This window comes from Pseudomonas sp. NPDC090233, assembly GCF_044772285.1.
In the GTDB taxonomy this organism is placed as follows: Bacteria; Pseudomonadota; Gammaproteobacteria; order Pseudomonadales; family Pseudomonadaceae; genus Aquipseudomonas.
Window position 1 is genome coordinate 591524 of record NZ_JBIVYQ010000005.1, and the last position, 17029, is coordinate 608552.

Consider the following 17029-nt stretch of genomic DNA (forward strand, 5'->3'; position numbering starts at 1 on the left):
AATCTTGCCCTTTGCCCACCGCCCCCGCGGCTCGGTACAAAGGCAGGACCTCTCTATAAGGATGTACCTCATGGCGCGGAAGAAAGTGATCACTCGCAAGATTGGCCGCAATGCGGAAAACGGGCGTTTCACCTCTGTGGAAGAGGCCCGCAAGCACCCCAAGACCCATGTGGTCGAAACGGTGCGCAAACAGTGCAATCCGTGACTGACTGAACGGGCCCCATTGCCGGCACGCCTGCGATGGGGCTCGCACACAAAACACAACATGCTGTGCTTTGAAATTTAATCTGGCACAACATATAGGTTGGCGCTACACTTTCCCCCGTAGCATCCTGCGGTCGAAAAATTACCCTCGTCCGCAAGACATGCGCCCCGATCGGAAGCGATTTCCGGTATACTGCGCCCCCTCTGAAAAGGGCACCCATTCAAGTCCCTGGCCCCTCACCGAGGCTGGCCAGGCACAAACCCGGATGTAACGAGAGTCAACCTCTCGAGTTGACCATTTGCCCATTGGCCGTGCGTCAGGCATCACATTCTTAAAATCCAACCGGTTGCCCCAGGGCGACCCTCAAGCAGGAGCCAAACCATGCTGAGCTGGGACGAATTCGATAACGAAGACGGCGAAGTAGCCGCCAAAGGCAACACCCCTGCACAGGCCAACGCCACCGCCGCCCTCGACAAGCTCGACAGTGCCGGCGGTGCCGCCGCCGTGGAAGCCCGTGCCGTCGTCGCCACCGATTCCGAAGCGGTGAAGCGTGCCAAAGCCTCGCTGAACGACCTCGACATCGCCGAGGGCCTGGCCGAGCTGGAAGGTTCCTCGGCGCGCGTCGCCGTTGACGAAAAACGCATGATCAACTGCCGCGCCGACCTCAACCAGCTGGTGCCATTCAAGTACGACTGGGCCTGGCAGAAGTACCTCGACGGCTGCGCCAACCACTGGATGCCGCAAGAGGTCAACATGACCGCCGACATCGCCCTGTGGAAGAGCCAGGACGGCCTGACCGAAGACGAACGCCGCATCGTCATGCGCAACCTCGGCTTCTTCTCCACCGCCGACTCGCTGGTCGCCAACAACCTGGCCCTGGCCGTGTACCGCCTGATCACCAACCCGGAGTGCCGCCAGTACATCCTGCGCCAGGCCTTCGACGAGGCGATCCACACCCACGCCTACCAGTACTGCATCGAGTCGCTGGGCATGGATGAAGGCGAGATCTTCAACATGTACCACGAGATCCCATCGGTCGCGAAGAAAGCCGCCTGGGGCCTGAAGTACACCCGCGCCATCTCCGACCCGGAATTCAACACCGGCACCGTCGAAACCGACAAAGAGCTGCTGCGCAACCTGATCGCCTACTACTGCGTACTGGAAGGCATCTTCTTCTACTGCGGCTTCACCCAGATCCTCTCCATGGGCCGCCGCAACAAGATGACCGGCGTTGCCGAGCAGTTCCAGTACATCCTGCGTGACGAGTCGATGCACCTGAACTTCGGTATCGACGTGATCAACCAGATCAAGATCGAGAACCCGCACCTGTGGGATGCGGCGATGAAGGAAGAAGCGACCCAGATGATCCTGCAAGGGACCCAGCTGGAGATCGAATACGCCCGTGACACCATGCCGCGCGGCGTACTGGGCATGAACGCGGCGATGATGGAGGACTACCTCAAGTTCATCGCCAACCGTCGCCTGACTCAGATTGGTCTGAAGGAAGAGTACCCGGGGACTACCAACCCGTTCCCTTGGATGAGCGAGATCATGGACTTGAAGAAGGAGAAGAACTTCTTTGAGACGCGGGTGATTGAGTATCAGACGGGTGGGGCGTTGAGCTGGGATTAATCGTCCGGGCTGATTATTGAGAAGGCTGCCGAATGGCAGCCTTTTTTATTGGCTCGAATAGCGTGATAACCCCAATGGATGACACAGGCTTCGCCTGTGTTCGCGGGCAAGCCCTCTCCCACAGAAGACCGCGCAGGCCTCTCAAATTTGGGCACGATATTGCTACCACAGGGATTGCGTTGATTTGAATTTTGGGCGAGACAGTTACTACTGCAGTGAGCGCCCTGGGACGAACAGATAGAGGCCCCGCCCACGCCGACAAGGGGGTACGGCACAACCTGTTGCCTTGTGCCGGGACTGGACTTGCCAGTCTACGTGGTCGAGGGCGAGGCCTTGAGCAAGTATAGAGTGCATTTCTGGGAACGCCATCCAAGACACTCACGCAAATTCAGCCAGTACCGACTTTAGTCGTAGTATGTCCAAAACATCTGAAAGAGGCCCGAGCTAGAGCGCCTGCTGGTTGAAACGTTTGAAGTCCTAGGCGGTATCTTACTTTCCATGCCCCAGCAAGCGTTGACATCCCCTTCAGTGCTTGCTAAAAATCGCCAAAGTTGTACGACAACACATAACAAAAACAACAATCAGCGGACGAGTCCCCATGTCGACATCCATCACGCCATACCCACGCCTTTCACTTCCTCTCGTTTCAGCACCCACGGCCACCTAACGCCGTAGCCCTGTTTCACCCTCCCCGGCCCTGACCGGCCCATTACCCACCCGCCCCTGCCGCAGGCCGCTTTCGCGTGCCCGGTGGACGGGCAGCCACACCCTTTTGTGGAGCACAACAATAATGAAAATCTGCCAAAGAACCCTGCCCTTCGCGCTGTTCGGCGCCGGCCTGCTCGGCGCTGTACCGGGCACAACCCTGGCCGAGGGTTTCGTCGAAGACAGCAAGGCCACCCTGGGCCTGCGCAACTTCTACATCAACCGCAATTTCACCAACCCTGCCAACCCGCAGAGCAAAGCCGAAGAGTGGACGCAGAGCTTCATCCTCGATGCCCGCTCAGGCTTTACCCAAGGCCCGGTCGGCTTTGGCGTGGACGTGCTGGGGCTGTGGTCGGTGAAGCTCGACGGCGGTGGCGGCACCTATGGCACGGCGCTGCTGCCGAGGCATGACGATGGGCGGCCGGCGGATGATTACGGGCGCCTGGCGGTGGCAGGCAAGGCGCGGATCTCCAAGACCGAACTGAAGATCGGCGAGTGGATGCCGGTGCTGCCGATCCTGCGCTCCGACGATGGTCGCTCGCTGCCGCAGACCTTCCGTGGTGGGCAGGTAACGTCCAATGAGATCGCCGGGCTGACGCTGTATGGCGGGCAGTTCCGCGGCAACAGCCCGCGCAACGACGCAAGCATGGACGACATGAGCTACGGCGGAGCGCTGTCGGACCGCTTCAACTTCGTCGGCGGCGAATACAAGTTCAACCAGGATCGCACCCTGGTTGGGCTGTGGAATGCCGAGCTCAAGGACGTCTACGAACAGCAGTACCTGCAGCTGAGCCACAGCCAGCCAGTGGGCAGCTGGACCTTCGGCGCCAACCTGGGCTACTTCAACGGTGGCGAAGACGGCGCCGAGCGGGCCGGCAAGCTGGACAACAAGACCTACTCGGGGATGTTCTCGGCCCGGTATGGCGGCAGCACGTTCTGGGTGGGCCTGCAGAAGGTCGATGGCGATACCTGGATGCGGGTCAACGGCACCAGTGGCGGGACCTTGGCCAACGACAGTTACAACTCCAGTTTCGACAACGCCAACGAACGCTCGTGGCAGGTACGGCATGACTTCAACTTCGTCACGCTCGGCGTGCCGGGGCTGACCGTGATGAACCGCTATATCAGCGGCCAGGACGTCCATACCGGGGCGGTGACCGATGGCAAGGAATGGGTGCGTGAGTCGGAGCTGGCCTATGTGATCCAGAGCGGCCCGTTCAAGGACTTGAGCGTGAAGTGGCGCAATTCCTCGATTCGGCGGGATTACAGCAACAACGAGTTCGATGAGAACCGGCTGATTTTCAACTATCCGTTGTCGCTTCTGTAATCAGCGGATTTTGTCACCAGGCAGTGACGAAATGCACCGCCCACGACATTGACAGGTGTGTAAACCACTGCCGATAATCCAGCGCAGTCATACGACAACCTACAACAAAACACAACAATGAGATTGCCATGACTATCACCCTCTTCAAGCGCCTGCTGCTCACCGGAGCAGCAGGCGGCCTGGGCCAAGTCCTTCGTCAACGCCTGAGTGGTTGCGCCGAAGTGCTGCGCCTTTCCGACATCGCCCCCATGGCCCCCGCTGCTGGGCCCCATGAAGAAGTCACCCCCTGCGACCTCGCCGACAAGGCTGCAGTCCATGCGCTGGTCGAAGGCGTCGATGCGATCGTCCACTTCGGCGGCGTGTCCACCGAGCATGCCTTCGAAGACATTCTCGGCCCCAACATCTGCGGTGTGTTCCATATCTACGAGGCCGCGCGCAAGCACGGGGTCAAGCGGATCATCTTCGCCAGCTCCAACCACGTAATCGGCTTCTACCGCCAGGACCAGCGCATCGACGCCCACGCCCAGCGCCGGCCCGACAGCTACTACGGCTTGTCAAAGTGCTACGGCGAGGATGTCGCCAGCTTCTACTTCGACCGTTACGGCATCGAGACCGTCAGCATCCGCATCGGCTCGTCGTTCCCGCAGCCGCAGAACCCACGGATGCTCTGCACCTGGCTGAGCTACGACGACCTTACCCAGCTGATCGAGCGCGGGCTGTTCACGCCTGACGTCGGCCACACCGTGGTTTACGGCGCGTCGGACAACCGCACGGTGTGGTGGGACAACCGCCATGCCGAGCACCTGGGTTACCAGCCTAAAGACACCTCCGAGGTGTTCCGCGAAGCCGTGGAAGCGCAACCGGCGCCAGCCGCCAACGACCCGAGCATGGTTTACCAGGGCGGCGCCTTTGTCGCCGCCGGGCCGTTCGACTGACCTCAAACGCTTTGCCAGGAGGCTCCAGCATGCACTGCGAACTGATTGTCGATGCCCGTAACGGCACCGGCGAAAGCCCCGTGTGGCACCCCGAAGAGCAGGCCCTGTACTGGGTCGATATCCCCGCCCGGCAACTGCACCGCTGGCAGGATGGCGCGCACCAGGTCTGGCAAGGCGAAGAGATGATCGCCTGCATCGCTCGTACCCGCCAGGGCTGGGTAGCAGGAATGGAAAGCGGCATCTTCCAGCTGCAGGCCAAGCCCGACGGCACGCTCGACAGCCGGCTGGTGTGTGGCGTCGAGCACGCTGAACCAGGCATGCGTTTCAACGATGGACGATGCGACCGCCAGGGCCGCTTCTGGGCCGGCAGTATGCTGAAGGACATGCAGCAAGGCGCCCACGTCGGCGCGCTGTACCGGGTCGATGGCGAAGGCGCGCTGCACCAGCAACTGAAAGAAATGATCGTGCCCAATGGCCTGGCCTTCAGCCCGGACGGCACGCGCATGTACCTGTCCGACTCGCACCCCAACGTGCAGAAAATCTGGGTGTTCGACTACGACATCGACAGCGGCACGCCGTACAACCAGCGGCTGTTCGTCGACATGCGGGCCTTCCCCGGCCGCCCGGACGGCGCTGCCATCGACCAGGACGGCTGCTACTGGATCTGCGGCAATGACGCCGGCCAGGTGCACCGCTTCACCCCGGACGGGCGCCTCGACCGCTCACTCAACGTACCGGTGAAAAAGCCCGCCATGTGCGCGTTTGGAGGCGCCCAGCTGGACACCCTGTTCGTCACCTCGATCCGCCCTGCGGGCGTCGACCTCAGCGACCAACCCATGGCCGGCGGGGTATTTGCCTTCGAGCTTGGCGTCAAAGGCCTGGAGGAACCTGCCTGGCGGGGCTGAACACACACTGCCGTACCTGCACCGACACGACCGAAACCAGATAATAAAAAACACGGAGTTTCATCATGACGTTCAAACGCAAGCTGCTTCTTGCCACACTCCCGTTCGCCTTCAGCCTGTCCCTGCCGGCCCACGCGCTGGACATCAAGTTCGCCGAGATTCACCCGGCCGGCTACCCGACCGTGGTCGCCGAACAGAACATGGGCAAGAAGCTCGAAGCCGCCAGCAATGGCGAAATCACCTTCAAGATGTTCGCCGGTGGCGTGCTCGGCTCGGAAAAGGAAGTCATCGAGCAGGCGCAGATCGGCGCCGTGCAGATGACCCGCGTGAGCTTGGGGATAGTCGGCCCGGTGGTGCCGGATGTGAACGTGTTCAACATGCCGTTCGTGTTCCGCGACCATGAGCACATGCGCAAGATCATAGACGGCGACATCGGCCAGGAGATCCTCGACAAGATCACCAATTCCGAATTCAACCTTGTGGCCCTGGCCTGGATGGACGGCGGCTCGCGCAGCCTCTACACCAAGAAACCGGTGCGCAGCCTGGAAGACCTCAAGGGCATGAAGATCCGCGTGCAGGGCAACCCGCTGTTCATCGACATGATGAACGCCATGGGCGGCAACGGCATCGCCATGGACACCGGTGAGATCTTCAGCGCCCTGCAAACCGGGGTGATCGACGGGGCCGAGAACAATCCGCCGACCCTGCTCGAACACAACCACTTCCAGAGCGCCAAGTACTACACCCTTACCGGTCACCTGATCCTGCCTGAGCCGGTGGTGATGTCCAAGACCACCTGGGAAAAGCTCACCCCCGAGCAGCAGGTGCTGGTGAAAAAGGTCGCTCGCGAAGCGCAGATGGAAGAACGCGCGCTGTGGGACGCCAAGTCCGCCGCCAGTGAAGAGAAGCTCAAGGCCGCGGGCGTTGAGTTCATCACCGTCGACAAGAAACCGTTCTATGACGCCACCGCCTCGGTGCGCGAAAAGTACGGTGCGCAGTATGCCGACCTGATGAAGCGTATCGACGCGGTCCAGTAACCCCGCCCCTTCCAAGATGACCTCGGCAGTGCGACGCCCGTCGCCCTGCCGCTTTGGTGATGCCTATGAAAACGCTTTTCCTGCGCGTCAACGATACGCTGTACCGCGGCTGTATCTGGGTCGCCGGCCTGTCGATCCTGGCCATGTCGCTGATCATCCCCTGGGGCATCTTTGCCCGTTACGTGCTCGGCACCGGCTCCAGCTGGCCGGAACCGGTATCGATCCTGCTGATGGTCCTGTTCACCTTCGTCGGCGCCGCCGCCAGCTACCGCGCCGGCGCGCACATGGCGGTCGCGATGATCACCGACCGTTTGCCACCGCTTCAGCGCCAGCTGGTCGGGCTGCTGGTGCAGGTGCTGATGATTTTGGTGTGCGTGTTCATGACCTGGTACGGCACCAAGCTGTGCATCACCACCTGGAACCAGTACATGGCCTCGCTGCCGAGCGTACGGGTGGGCATGAGCTACGCGCCGATCCCGGTCGGCGGCGTGCTGACCCTGATTTTCGTGCTGGAAAAACTCCTGCTGGGCGATCAGAGCCAGCGCAAGGTAGTGCGCTTCGACTTGATCGAAGAAAACGAAGGAGCTGCGTAAATGGATGCGTTCATTCTGTTGGGCAGCTTCATCGTGCTCATCCTCATCGGCATGCCGGTGGCCTATGCGCTGGGCCTGTCGGCGCTGATCGGCGCCTGGTACATCGACATCCCGCTGCAAGCGATGATGATCCAGGTGGCCAGTGGGGTTAACAAGTTCTCGCTGCTGGCGATTCCGTTCTTCGTGCTGGCCGGGGCGATCATGGCCGAGGGCGGTATGTCGCGGCGGCTGGTGGCGTTTGCCGGGGTGCTGGTGGGCTTCGTGCGCGGCGGGCTGTCGCTGGTCAACATCATGGCCTCGACCTTCTTCGGCGCGATTTCCGGCTCGTCGGTGGCCGACACCGCGTCGGTGGGTTCGGTGCTGATCCCGGAAATGGAGCGCAAGGGCTACCCGCGCGAGTTCTCCACGGCGGTGACCGTCAGCGGCTCGGTGCAGGCACTGCTGACCCCGCCCAGCCACAACTCGGTGCTGTACTCGCTGGCGGCGGGGGGCACGGTGTCGATTGCCTCGCTGTTCATGGCCGGGGTGATGCCCGGGCTGCTGCTGAGCGCGGTGATGATGGGGCTGTGCCTGATCTTCGCGAAGAAGCGCGACTACCCCAAGGGCGAGGTGATCCCGCTGCGCCAGGCGCTGAAGATCGCCGGTGAGGCGCTGTGGGGGCTGATGGCCATGGTGATCATCCTCGGTGGCATTCTCTCGGGCGTGTTCACTGCCACCGAGTCGGCCGCAGTGGCGGTGGTGTGGTCGTTCTTCGTGACCATGTTCGTCTACCGCGACTACAAGTGGCGCGACCTGCCCAAACTGATGCACCGCACCGTGCGTACCATCTCGATCGTGATGATCCTGATCGGCTTCGCCGCCAGCTTCGGCTATGTGATGACGCTGATGCAGATCCCGTCGAAGATCACCACAGCGTTCCTGACCCTGTCGGATAACCGCTACGTGATCCTCATGTGCATCAACTTCATGCTCCTGTTGCTGGGCACGGTGATGGACATGGCGCCGCTGATCCTGATCCTCACGCCGATCCTGCTGCCGGTGATCACCGGCATCGGTGTGGATCCTGTGCACTTCGGCATGATCATGCTGGTCAACCTCGGCATCGGGCTGATCACACCACCGGTGGGTGCGGTGCTGTTCGTCGGGTCGGCGGTCGGCAAGGTGAGCATCGAAAGCACGGTGAAGGCGCTGCTGCCGTTCTACCTGGCGCTGTTCCTGGTGCTGATGGCAGTGACCTACATCCCGGCGATTTCGCTGTGGCTGCCGAGTGTGGTGTTGTAAGTCGCATCATTTGGGGCCGCTTCGCGGGGCAAGCCCGCTCCCACAGCTTGCAAGTACAGCGCTGATCCTGTGGGAGCGGCTTTAGCCGCGAAGCAAGCGCCGCGGTGGATGGCACCGGCTTCGCCGGTGTTCGCGGCTGAAGCCGCTCCCACCGCGGTTGGTACCTGTGTGCGGGCTTGCCCCGCTGGCTCACCTGCAAATGGATCATGCAAATGGCTGTCGCTATTCCTCTCTTTCCGCGCAAGCTGGCAGTCGCGCTACTGGCCCTGCTGGCCTGCTCGTTCGCCGGCAACCACATCGCCGCACGCATTGCCTTCGATGATGACACCGGTGTGCTGCTGGCCATTCTCTGTCGCTCTGGCATCACTTTCCTGGTGCTGGCCAGCCTGGTGCTGTGGCAGCGCCAGCCGCTGAGCCTGCCGAGCGGCGCGCGGCGCTGGCAACTGCTGCTGGGCCTGCTGATCGCTACCCAGAGCCTGTGCCTGTATTCGGCGGTGGCGCGCATACCGGTGGCCCTGGCGCTGCTGGTCGGCAACACCTTCCCGATGCTGCTGGCCCTGCTGACCTGGGCGCTCGGCGGCACGCGCCCGACCGGCCGAACCCTGCTGTTCATGGGCCTGATCCTGTGTGGCCTGGTCCTGGCACTGGACGTGCCGGCACACCTGGCCGGCAGTGGCGAGGCCAACCCGCTGTGGCTGCTGGGCGTGAGCCTGGCGTTCTGCGCGGCCTGCGTATTCGCCTGCGCACTGTGGATCACCGATCACAAACTGGCCGCCGTGCGCGGCCCGGTGCGCAGCCTGCTGACCTTGCTGATCGTGTTCACCAGCATGCTGGTGGCCGGGGCCAGCGGCGTGATGCCGTCCGGCTTGGCGTTGCCCGCCAGTGGCAACGGCTGGGCGGCACTGGCCAGCCTGGTCGTGCTGTATGGCGTGGCCTTTACCTTGCTGTTCGTCTGCGTGCCACGGCTGAACATGGCGCAGAACGCGCCGGTGATGAACGTCGAACCGATCGCTACGCTGCTGCTGGGCTGGGCGCTGCTTGACCAACAGCTCAGTGGCGTGCAGCTGTTGGGCGGTGCCGTAGTGGTGTGCGGCATCGTGCTGCTTACCTATCGGAGGTCTTGATGACGGTGCCACTGTTACACCTGCAAGACCGCCTGACCCGCCTGAGCATTGCGCCTGGCCTGGGCGCCAGCCTGGCCAACTGGCAAGTCACGGCGACCGGCCAGGCACTGCTGCGGCATGCCGACGAGGCTGCGCTGGGCAGCGGCAGTCCCAGGCGGCTGGGGTGCTATCCACTGGTCCCTTGGTCGAATCGAATTGCCGAAGGCGGTTTCGCCTGCCCGTCTGGCTGGCTGGCGTTGCCGCCCAACACCGATCATGACGCCTATCCGATCCATGGCAGCGCCTGGCAACAGGCCTGGCAGGTCGAACACCACAGTGAACGACGCGCGCGATTGCACCTGGATAGCAAGGTGCCGTTCGCCTATCGGGCCACGCTCGATGTGCACCTGCATGAAGGTCGCCTGCGCCTCGACCTGCATGTCGTCCATCTGGATGAGCGGGCCGTGTGGCATGGGCTGGGCCTGCATCCGTACTTCCCACGCTACCCCGACACGCAGTTGCAGGTAACCGCGCAACAGGTATGGCTGGGCGAGCACGGGCAGCTGCCGTCGCGCCAAGCTGCGATCCCTGCAGGCTGGCGTTTCGATACCTTGCGCGAACTGCCTGGTGGCGCCGTCGATCATGCCTTCAGCGGCTGGGCAGGCGAATGCGTCATCGAGCAGCCGAGTGCCGGGTATCGGCTTGAGTGCACTGCCAGCGGTGCGGAATACTTCCTGCTGTACTGCCCGCCGGGGCAGCCGTTCTTCTGTTTCGAGCCGGTCAGCCACCCGGTCAATGCGCATCATTTGCCAGGGCGGCCGGGGTTGCGCTTATTGCAGCAGGGGGAGGAACTGAACCTGGGCTTCAGCCTGCAATACGCAGCGACTCAGTCCAATTGATGACTGCGTAGCTGCTGCGCCAGCAGATCGACGAACGAGCGTACCTTGGCCGAACCGTATTTGCTCTCCCGGTGCAACACGTGGATCGGCCACGGCGCCTCCTCATAGTCGGCGAGGATCACCTGCAGCTGCCCGCTGGCGATTTCATCGACCACTTGATACGACAGTAACCGGGCAATTCCCAACCCGCCCACCGCCGCTGCGATCGCGCCGTCGTTGCTGGTCACGGTAAGCCTGGGCTTCATGCGCACCAGGGTCGGTTCATCGGTTACGCCGAAGCGCCAACCCGCACGAGGCGACAGGTTGGTGGTGGCGATCACCGCATGCTCCGGCAAGTCCGACGGATGCTGCGGCACGCCATGCCGCGCCAGGTATTGCGGGGAAGCACAGAGCATGCGCCGCACCCGGCCCACACGCAGGGCCTTGAGGCCGGAGTCGGGCAGCGGGCCGATGCGCACGGCCACGTCCATGCCTTCCTCGACCATGTTGACGATACGGTCGAGGAAGAAAGCAGACACGTCCACCTCGGGGTACTGTTGCAGGTAGCGGACGATGCAGGGCATGACGAACTTCTTGCCGAACAGGATCGGCGCGGTCACCGCCAGCTCGCCCTTGGGCGTGGCGTTGATGCCGGCGGCGGCCTCGTTGGCTTCAGCGATGCTGGCGAGGATGTGGCGGGTGTCTTCCAGGTAGCGGCCACCCGCCTCGGTCAGGCGCACACTGCGCGTGGTGCGCAGCAGCAATTTGACCCCAAGCTGATCTTCGAGGGCGCTGACGGCCCGGGTGACTGCCGCTGGCGAGATGTCCAGACGGCGGGCGGCGGCGGCGAAGCTTTCCAGCTCGCCTACGGCGACGAAGACCTTCATCAGGTGGATCTGGTCCATGCCGACTCCTGGCTGGCGGGGGTGGGAGGGATTATCGGTTATCTGCAGATTTTGTGCTGCCCGATCACAGGTCCAGCACCAGCGCTTGTGCACCCTCCTCCATCTTGGCCGGTATTGCACAGCAGATCAGTACCGTACCGCTTTCCGGCAGCTCAGCCGGCGGGTTCGGATAATGTACCTGCCCGCTCACCACCTTGGTCTTGCACGTACCGCATGAACCCCCTCGGCAACTGAAATCCGGGGACAGGCCACGGGCCTCGGCCAGCTCCAGCAAGGACCCGCTGTCCGGCGCCCAACGTGCCTCCTTGGCGGAACTTGCGAAATACACCGGCACCGGTTCGCTGGCTGCGGGGGGCTGCTGCAGGGTCGGTTGATTGTCGTCGGTACGGCGCCTGAGCGTCGAAGGGCCGAACGCTTCTGCATGGATGCGTGCATCCGGCACATGCACGGCACGCAGCCCTTCGTAAAGGTCCTGGGTGAAACTGGAAGGCCCGCACAGGTAGAAGTCATAGTCATCCAACGCCAGTGCCGTCTTGACCTGCTCGATGCCGAGGCGGCCGGCATGGTCGTAGTCCAGACCCTGCACGGCGTCGGCTTCTGGTTGGCTCAGCGAGCGATGGATGCTCAACAGGTTGCCGGCCTGTTCGCGCAAGCCGTTCAGCTCTTGCTGGAACGGCAGCTCGGCGAGGCTGCGGGCACCGTGAAACAGATGAATCCGTCGACCCTGTTGCCGCGCCAACTGTTCACGGAGCATGGCGATCAGCGGCGTGATGCCCACACCTGCGCCAATCAGTACGATGGGCCGCAGACTGTCGTCCTGCAGGGTGAAATTGCCCATGGGCAGGCGCACGTCGAGCCGGTCGCCTACGCCCACCTGTTCATGCAGATAGCGTGACGCCGGGCCCTGGGCTTTGACGCTGATACGCAGATGGCCGTCCGAAGGTGCACAGGACAGGCTGTAGGTGCGAATCAGCGGCGTGTCACCGCCCAGCGGCAGGCGCACGGGAATGTGCTGGCCTGGCGTGAATGACACAGGTGCATCGGCGGCCAGGTAGAACGAACGGATATCGCGGCTCTCTTGCTCGACCCGCTCTACCCGCCAGCTCAGCCACTGGCGCTGCCGTTCTTGCTGTTGCAGGCGCTGCTCGGCTTCGGCCCAGGTGCCGGTCATCAGGCTGGTCGGTGCATAGGCCTCGAAGGCCCAGCGCAGCGACACACCGGCGGGACGCAGCACCACGTGTTCGACCTCCAGCGTCCACAGCCGCTCGGCACCTTCGAATGCCTTGATCAGCGGGCTGTCGAGTATCACCTCGGCGCGCCCGGTCAATTGCAGCACGTTGCCATTGCTGAAGTCGACGAACAGCAGCCCCGCCTGCGGGTTCTCCAGCAGGTTGCCGAGGGTATTGAAATGCAGGTTGCCGGCATAGTCGGGGATGGTCAGGCGGTTACCTTCGACCTTGACGAAGCCGGGCCGGCCGCCGCGATGCGAGACATCTACCGAGCGATGGCCATCTTCATGGTCGATGTAACTGGCGACGAAGAAGGTGTCGGCGTTGCTGATCATCGCCACCGCCTCGGCACTCAAGGTCAACGAATCCTGCCGCCCCCGCGCTGGTTCATCGACACGGGTGTAGGCGCGCAACTGGATGTACTGCGGGCAGTTGCCGAAGGCATGCTCCACTTTTACTTCCAGTTGGTTACCGGTGACCCCGCCAATGAGCCCGTTTATGCGGTTGCGCCGGCGGGTATGCAGTTCGATGCCGAGCAAACCGATGGCCCCACCTGCAGCGAGGCCGGGTGTCGCCGGGTCTTCGCTGGTGAGGGGGGTGTCGATCAGCAATTGCTGCGGGTCAGGAGAACTGACGAAGCCTTCTGCCCCCTCAAGCAATGTCGCCCAAGGTTTGCCGTCTGCGTCCACAGCACCGGCAACCAGGAATGGCAGCTGCCGATAGAAATCGCGGTGCTGGTCGGGCATGTAGTCACGGATGACCTTTTGCCCGAACGCTTCCATCCGTTGTGCCACACCGACCTGCTCTTGCAGGCGTTTCTCGCCAGCGTGCCAGGGCGAGGTACGAGGGTCTGGGCGTTGTTGCATGGCGGCATTCCTCGGTTGGGTTGCGGCTCAGGCGCTGGCTTGCAGGCCCACGGCGGTGCGCGGCATGGCAACGAAGCCCGGCAGTGCTTCGATCCGTGCCAGCCAGGCACGCACGTTGGGATAGGGTTCCAGTGAGACGTTGCCCTCGGGGGCGTGGGCGACGTAAGAGTAGTTGGCGACATCGGCGATGGTCGGCTCGCTGCCCACCAGGAACGGCGTCTTGGCCAGTTCGGCATCCATTGCCTTGAGCAGGGTGTGGGCGCGGCCGATCACTTCATCGGTGTTGAACGAGGCACCGAACACCGTGACCAGGCGGGCGGCGGCAGGACCGAAGGCGAGCGGTCCGGCAGCGACAGATAACCACCGTTGAACTCGGGCGGCGGCGAGCGGATCGTGGGGCAGCCAGCGGCCGCTCTTGTCGTAGGTGCTGGCCAGGTAGACGAGGATGGCGTTGGAATCGGCGAGCACAGTCCCGTTGTCATCGATCACCGGCACCTGGCCAAACGGGTTGAGGGCGAGGAATTCGGGCTGCTTGTGGGCGCCCTTGGCCAAATCGACGAACACCAGCTCGGTGGGCAACTGGAGCAGCGAGAGCATCAGTTCGATGCGGTGGGCGTGGCCGGACTTGGGGAAGTTGTAGAGTTTGATCATGGTCTGCGCTCCAAGGGTGGCACCGGGGTGGTGCTGCTGGAACACATGCTGCGCTGATTCGGCGTACAACAGAATTAGCGCAGCGAGGACATCATAATTTCGCCAGGCGAAATAATTGTTGTCAGTGGCGCTGTTGCTTCTGGTGGCGATACAGCCCCTTGGCCGCTTCGATCACATGCGGAACACACGCCTGCAACTCGTCGAAACTCATGGCATCGAGCAACTCGAAGTTGTCCTCCAGCCCATGCAGCGATATGGCTTTCAGCAGTTGGTCCTGTTCAGGGGGCAGCTCGTCCCATTCTGCAACCTGGGTACCGCGCATATAGCCAAAGCACCACTCTTCCATGATGATCGCCGGCCCCTCCTCGGCTTCGCTTTCCTCGAACAGCGGTTCAAAGTTCTCGAGGTTGTCCGCCAGCTGCTCCTCTACCTGGTTGGCATAGCGCAGCATCAACGCCGTATAGGCTTCTTCGTGGGCAGGCTTCTTGAACTTCGGCACTTTGCCACCGGCCACTGCTGGTAGCCAATGCTCAGGGTTGATTCTTGCCGGGGAGCTGGCAAGGGCGGTGAAGAAACCGTTGAGCTCGGCCAGATTGAGCACCGAGTAGTCGTTGCCGTAGGTGATCAGCAGGTCTTCGAGACGGTCGAGTTCTTTGTCGCTGAGCGCGGGGAGCATGTGCGGGTGTCCTGGGGTGAAGATTTGCGTGCACCCTAGCACATGGGGGTTGGCGTGAGGAATTTGTTGCCGGTACATAAGCATTCGCGGGCGGTCCGACGTCGGACCGCCCGCGAAAAAGCCTTTAAGCCTTAAACCGCCAGCGCGCGCTCACGCAGCTCGCTGTTGAGGATGCGGTCGTTCTCGCTGTAATCGACCGGGCAGTCGATCACGTGCACGCCTGGGGTCTTGATGCAGTGCTCGAGCAGTGGCAGCAAACCTTCGGCGCTTTCCACACGATGGCCATTGGCACCGTAGGCTTCGGCGTATTTGACGAAGTCCGGGTTGCCGTAGTCGAGGCCGAAGTCGGTGAAGCCCATGTTGGCCTGCTTCCAGCGGATCATACCGTAGCCGTCGTCACGCAGGATCACCACGGTGACATGCATGCCCAGACGAACTGCGGTTTCCAGCTCCTGGCTGTTCATCATGAAGCCGCCGTCGCCACACACCGAAATCACCGGGCGGTCCGGGTACACCAGGTGCGCCGCCATGGCCGACGGCAGACCCGCGCCCATAGTCGCCAGGGCGTTGTCGAGCAGCACGGTGTTGGGCTTGTGCGCCTTGTAGTTGCGGGCGAACCAGATCTTGTAGATGCCGTTGTCCAGCGCAACGATGCCTTCGGATGGCAGCACGCGGCGGATGTCGGCAACCAGGCGCTGCGGGTAGACCGGGAAGCGGTCGTCGTCGGCGCCTTCAGCGATCTGCGCTTCGTTGGCTTCGCGGATGGCCATGAGGCGGGTGAAGTCCCAGTGCGAAGTGTCGCCCAGGCCTTCGCCGATCTGCCAGACGGCGTTGGCGATGTCGCCGATTACTTCAACCTGCGGGAAGTACACGGCATCGACTTCGGCGGAACGGAAGTTGATGTGAATGACTTCGGTGCCGCCACGAACCATGAAGAACGGCGGCTTCTCGATCACGTCGTGACCGATGTTGACGATCAGGTCGGCGGCTTCAATTGCGCGGTGTACGAAATCACCGGACGACAGCGCAGCGTTGCCGAGGAAGCGCGGGCTGCGCTCGTCGACCACGCCCTTGCCCAGCTGGGTGGTAACGAACGGAATGCCGGTGTTGTCGACCAATTGCTTGAGGACTTTGGCGGTCATCTTGCGGTTGGCGCCGGCACCGATCACCAAGATTGGGCTGCGCGCATTGCGCAATTTCTCGATGGCAGCTTCGATGGCCACATGCTCAGCCAGTGGGCGGCGGTGCAGGCTGCGCGGGATCGGCATGGCATCGGTCTGCTCGGCAGCGATGTCTTCTGGCAGCTCCAGGTGCACGGCACCCGGCTTTTCTTCTTCGGCCAGGCGGAACGCCTCACGCATGCGCGAAGGAATGTTGTCGGCCGAGGCGAACTGATGGGTGTACTTGGTGATGGGGTCCATCATGCCGCACACGTCGATGATCTGGAAGCGGCCCTGCTTGGACTTCTTGATCGGCTTCTGGCCGGTGATCATCATCATTGGCATGCCGCCCAGGTAGGCGTACGCACTGGCGGTCACCAGGTTGGTCGCGCCAGGGCCCAGGGTCGACAGGCTGACGCCAGTCTTGCCGGTCAGACGGCCATAGGTAGCGGCCATGAAGCCCGCAGACTGCTCGTGGCGGGTCAGTACCAGCTTGATCTTCGACTTGCGCAGGGATTCCAGCAGGTCGAGGTTTTCCTCACCAGGAATGCCGAACACATACTCGACACCTTCGTTTTCCAGGCATTGCACAACGACATCGGCGGCCTTGGCCATCTTGCTTGTAACCTCAGTTGTATAGGACGGTGAAGGTCCAGAAATGCGCAGCACGGCACGCTGGCATCGCTCAGTCCGGGCGCGAGGATGCCCCGAACCTAAGTCTTGACGCAGGCTGTGCGGGGCAAAGTCACGTATACGAACAGGATTAATTGTCGCACCCTTCAACGCGTTACGCAGGTACGAGACGGACAAAAGATAGTTGCTTTGAGAAAAGGTGTTCGAATATCGGAAAGACAAAACCCCTACCTGCTCGCGCAGATAGGGGTTTTGCGAAATGAATCTTGACGATGACCTACTCTCACATGGGGAAACCCCACACTACC

General features: G+C 62.4%; 15 protein-coding genes. 10 read left to right on the forward strand and 5 right to left on the reverse strand.

What is annotated here, in order from left to right; genetic code table 11:
* The first annotated feature begins 70 nt into the window (after positions 1 to 70).
* From ACIQUF_RS17225 to ACIQUF_RS17270, 10 genes are all read left to right on the forward strand, one after another.
* A complete protein-coding gene (locus ACIQUF_RS17225) occupies positions 71 to 205 on the forward strand; it encodes a hypothetical protein (RefSeq protein WP_403133505.1) in 135 nt (44 codons plus the stop codon).
* Positions 206 to 586: 381 nt separating this feature from the next.
* Positions 587 to 1837 (forward strand): ribonucleotide-diphosphate reductase subunit beta, encoded by a 1251-nt coding sequence (locus tag ACIQUF_RS17230; protein WP_403133506.1) that lies wholly within the window; start codon positions 587 to 589, stop codon positions 1835 to 1837.
* A gap of 790 nt (positions 1838 to 2627) precedes the next feature.
* Positions 2628 to 3869 carry an OprD family porin gene (locus ACIQUF_RS17235; protein ID WP_403133508.1) on the forward strand — a complete coding sequence of 414 codons (1242 nt, stop codon included), beginning with the start codon at positions 2628 to 2630 and terminating at the stop codon, positions 3867 to 3869.
* A 128-nt stretch (positions 3870 to 3997) separates the two neighbouring features.
* Entirely contained in the window at positions 3998 to 4804 is an 807-nt protein-coding gene (locus tag ACIQUF_RS17240; RefSeq protein WP_403133511.1) for an NAD-dependent epimerase/dehydratase family protein, read from the forward strand.
* A gap of 29 nt (positions 4805 to 4833) precedes the next feature.
* Entirely contained in the window at positions 4834 to 5709 is an 876-nt protein-coding gene (locus tag ACIQUF_RS17245) for an SMP-30/gluconolactonase/LRE family protein (RefSeq protein WP_403133513.1), read from the forward strand.
* A gap of 65 nt (positions 5710 to 5774) precedes the next feature.
* Positions 5775 to 6746 (forward strand): TRAP transporter substrate-binding protein, encoded by a 972-nt coding sequence (locus ACIQUF_RS17250; protein ID WP_403133516.1) that lies wholly within the window; start codon positions 5775 to 5777, stop codon positions 6744 to 6746.
* A 65-nt stretch (positions 6747 to 6811) separates the two neighbouring features.
* Positions 6812 to 7339, forward strand: a complete 528-nt coding sequence (locus tag ACIQUF_RS17255) for a TRAP transporter small permease (RefSeq protein ID WP_403133518.1) — start codon at positions 6812 to 6814, stop codon at positions 7337 to 7339.
* The gene (locus ACIQUF_RS17260) at positions 7340 to 8620 is read left to right on the forward strand and encodes a TRAP transporter large permease (RefSeq protein ID WP_403133521.1); all 1281 of its coding nucleotides are present in this window, start codon (positions 7340 to 7342) and stop codon (positions 8618 to 8620) included.
* A gap of 212 nt (positions 8621 to 8832) precedes the next feature.
* Positions 8833 to 9744 carry an EamA family transporter gene (locus ACIQUF_RS17265; protein ID WP_403133523.1) on the forward strand — a complete coding sequence of 304 codons (912 nt, stop codon included), beginning with the start codon at positions 8833 to 8835 and terminating at the stop codon, positions 9742 to 9744.
* Complete coding sequence (locus ACIQUF_RS17270; protein ID WP_403133526.1) at positions 9744 to 10622, forward strand: aldose 1-epimerase; 879 nt, start codon at positions 9744 to 9746, stop codon at positions 10620 to 10622. Before ACIQUF_RS17265 ends, ACIQUF_RS17270 begins: the two co-directional genes overlap by 1 nt.
* Here ACIQUF_RS17270 and ACIQUF_RS17275 read toward each other — a convergent pair.
* From ACIQUF_RS17275 to ACIQUF_RS17295, 5 genes are all read right to left on the reverse strand, one after another.
* Positions 10610 to 11506: a LysR family transcriptional regulator gene (locus ACIQUF_RS17275; protein WP_403133528.1), complete on the reverse strand. Its 897-nt coding sequence runs from the start codon at positions 11504 to 11506 to the stop codon at positions 10610 to 10612. The genes ACIQUF_RS17270 and ACIQUF_RS17275 overlap by 13 nt on opposite strands.
* Positions 11507 to 11570: 64 nt before the next feature.
* Complete coding sequence (locus tag ACIQUF_RS17280) at positions 11571 to 13601, reverse strand: pyridoxamine 5'-phosphate oxidase family protein (protein ID WP_403133529.1); 2031 nt, start codon at positions 13599 to 13601, stop codon at positions 11571 to 11573.
* A 27-nt stretch (positions 13602 to 13628) separates the two neighbouring features.
* A complete protein-coding gene (locus ACIQUF_RS17285) occupies positions 13629 to 14252 on the reverse strand; it encodes a glutathione S-transferase family protein (protein WP_403133532.1) in 624 nt (207 codons plus the stop codon).
* A 121-nt stretch (positions 14253 to 14373) separates the two neighbouring features.
* Positions 14374 to 14928 carry a UPF0149 family protein gene (locus tag ACIQUF_RS17290; protein ID WP_403133534.1) on the reverse strand — a complete coding sequence of 185 codons (555 nt, stop codon included), beginning with the start codon at positions 14926 to 14928 and terminating at the stop codon, positions 14374 to 14376.
* 131 nt (positions 14929 to 15059) lie between these two features.
* Positions 15060 to 16703 (reverse strand): acetolactate synthase large subunit, encoded by a 1644-nt coding sequence (locus ACIQUF_RS17295; RefSeq protein WP_403133537.1) that lies wholly within the window; start codon positions 16701 to 16703, stop codon positions 15060 to 15062.
* Between the last annotated feature and the right edge of the window lie 326 nt (positions 16704 to 17029).

Bases quoted from the DNA above. Each gene is read 5' to 3' on its own strand.
- ACIQUF_RS17225 (WP_403133505.1), top strand. From the start codon at position 71: ATGGCGCGGAAGAAAGTGATCACTCGCAAGATTGGCCGCAATGCGGAA.
- ACIQUF_RS17230 (WP_403133506.1), top strand. From the start codon at position 587: ATGCTGAGCTGGGACGAATTCGATAACGAAGACGGCGAAGTAGCCGCC.
- ACIQUF_RS17235 (WP_403133508.1), top strand. From the start codon at position 2,628: ATGAAAATCTGCCAAAGAACCCTGCCCTTCGCGCTGTTCGGCGCCGGC.
- ACIQUF_RS17240 (WP_403133511.1), top strand. From the start codon at position 3,998: ATGACTATCACCCTCTTCAAGCGCCTGCTGCTCACCGGAGCAGCAGGC.
- ACIQUF_RS17245 (WP_403133513.1), top strand. From the start codon at position 4,834: ATGCACTGCGAACTGATTGTCGATGCCCGTAACGGCACCGGCGAAAGC.
- ACIQUF_RS17250 (WP_403133516.1), top strand. From the start codon at position 5,775: ATGACGTTCAAACGCAAGCTGCTTCTTGCCACACTCCCGTTCGCCTTC.
- ACIQUF_RS17255 (WP_403133518.1), top strand. From the start codon at position 6,812: ATGAAAACGCTTTTCCTGCGCGTCAACGATACGCTGTACCGCGGCTGT.
- ACIQUF_RS17260 (WP_403133521.1), top strand. From the start codon at position 7,340: ATGGATGCGTTCATTCTGTTGGGCAGCTTCATCGTGCTCATCCTCATC.
- ACIQUF_RS17265 (WP_403133523.1), top strand. From the start codon at position 8,833: ATGGCTGTCGCTATTCCTCTCTTTCCGCGCAAGCTGGCAGTCGCGCTA.
- ACIQUF_RS17270 (WP_403133526.1), top strand. From the start codon at position 9,744: ATGACGGTGCCACTGTTACACCTGCAAGACCGCCTGACCCGCCTGAGC.
- ACIQUF_RS17275 (WP_403133528.1), bottom strand. From the start codon at position 11,506: ATGGACCAGATCCACCTGATGAAGGTCTTCGTCGCCGTAGGCGAGCTG.
- ACIQUF_RS17280 (WP_403133529.1), bottom strand. From the start codon at position 13,601: ATGCAACAACGCCCAGACCCTCGTACCTCGCCCTGGCACGCTGGCGAG.
- ACIQUF_RS17285 (WP_403133532.1), bottom strand. From the start codon at position 14,252: ATGATCAAACTCTACAACTTCCCCAAGTCCGGCCACGCCCACCGCATC.
- ACIQUF_RS17290 (WP_403133534.1), bottom strand. From the start codon at position 14,928: ATGCTCCCCGCGCTCAGCGACAAAGAACTCGACCGTCTCGAAGACCTG.
- ACIQUF_RS17295 (WP_403133537.1), bottom strand. From the start codon at position 16,703: ATGGCCAAGGCCGCCGATGTCGTTGTGCAATGCCTGGAAAACGAAGGT.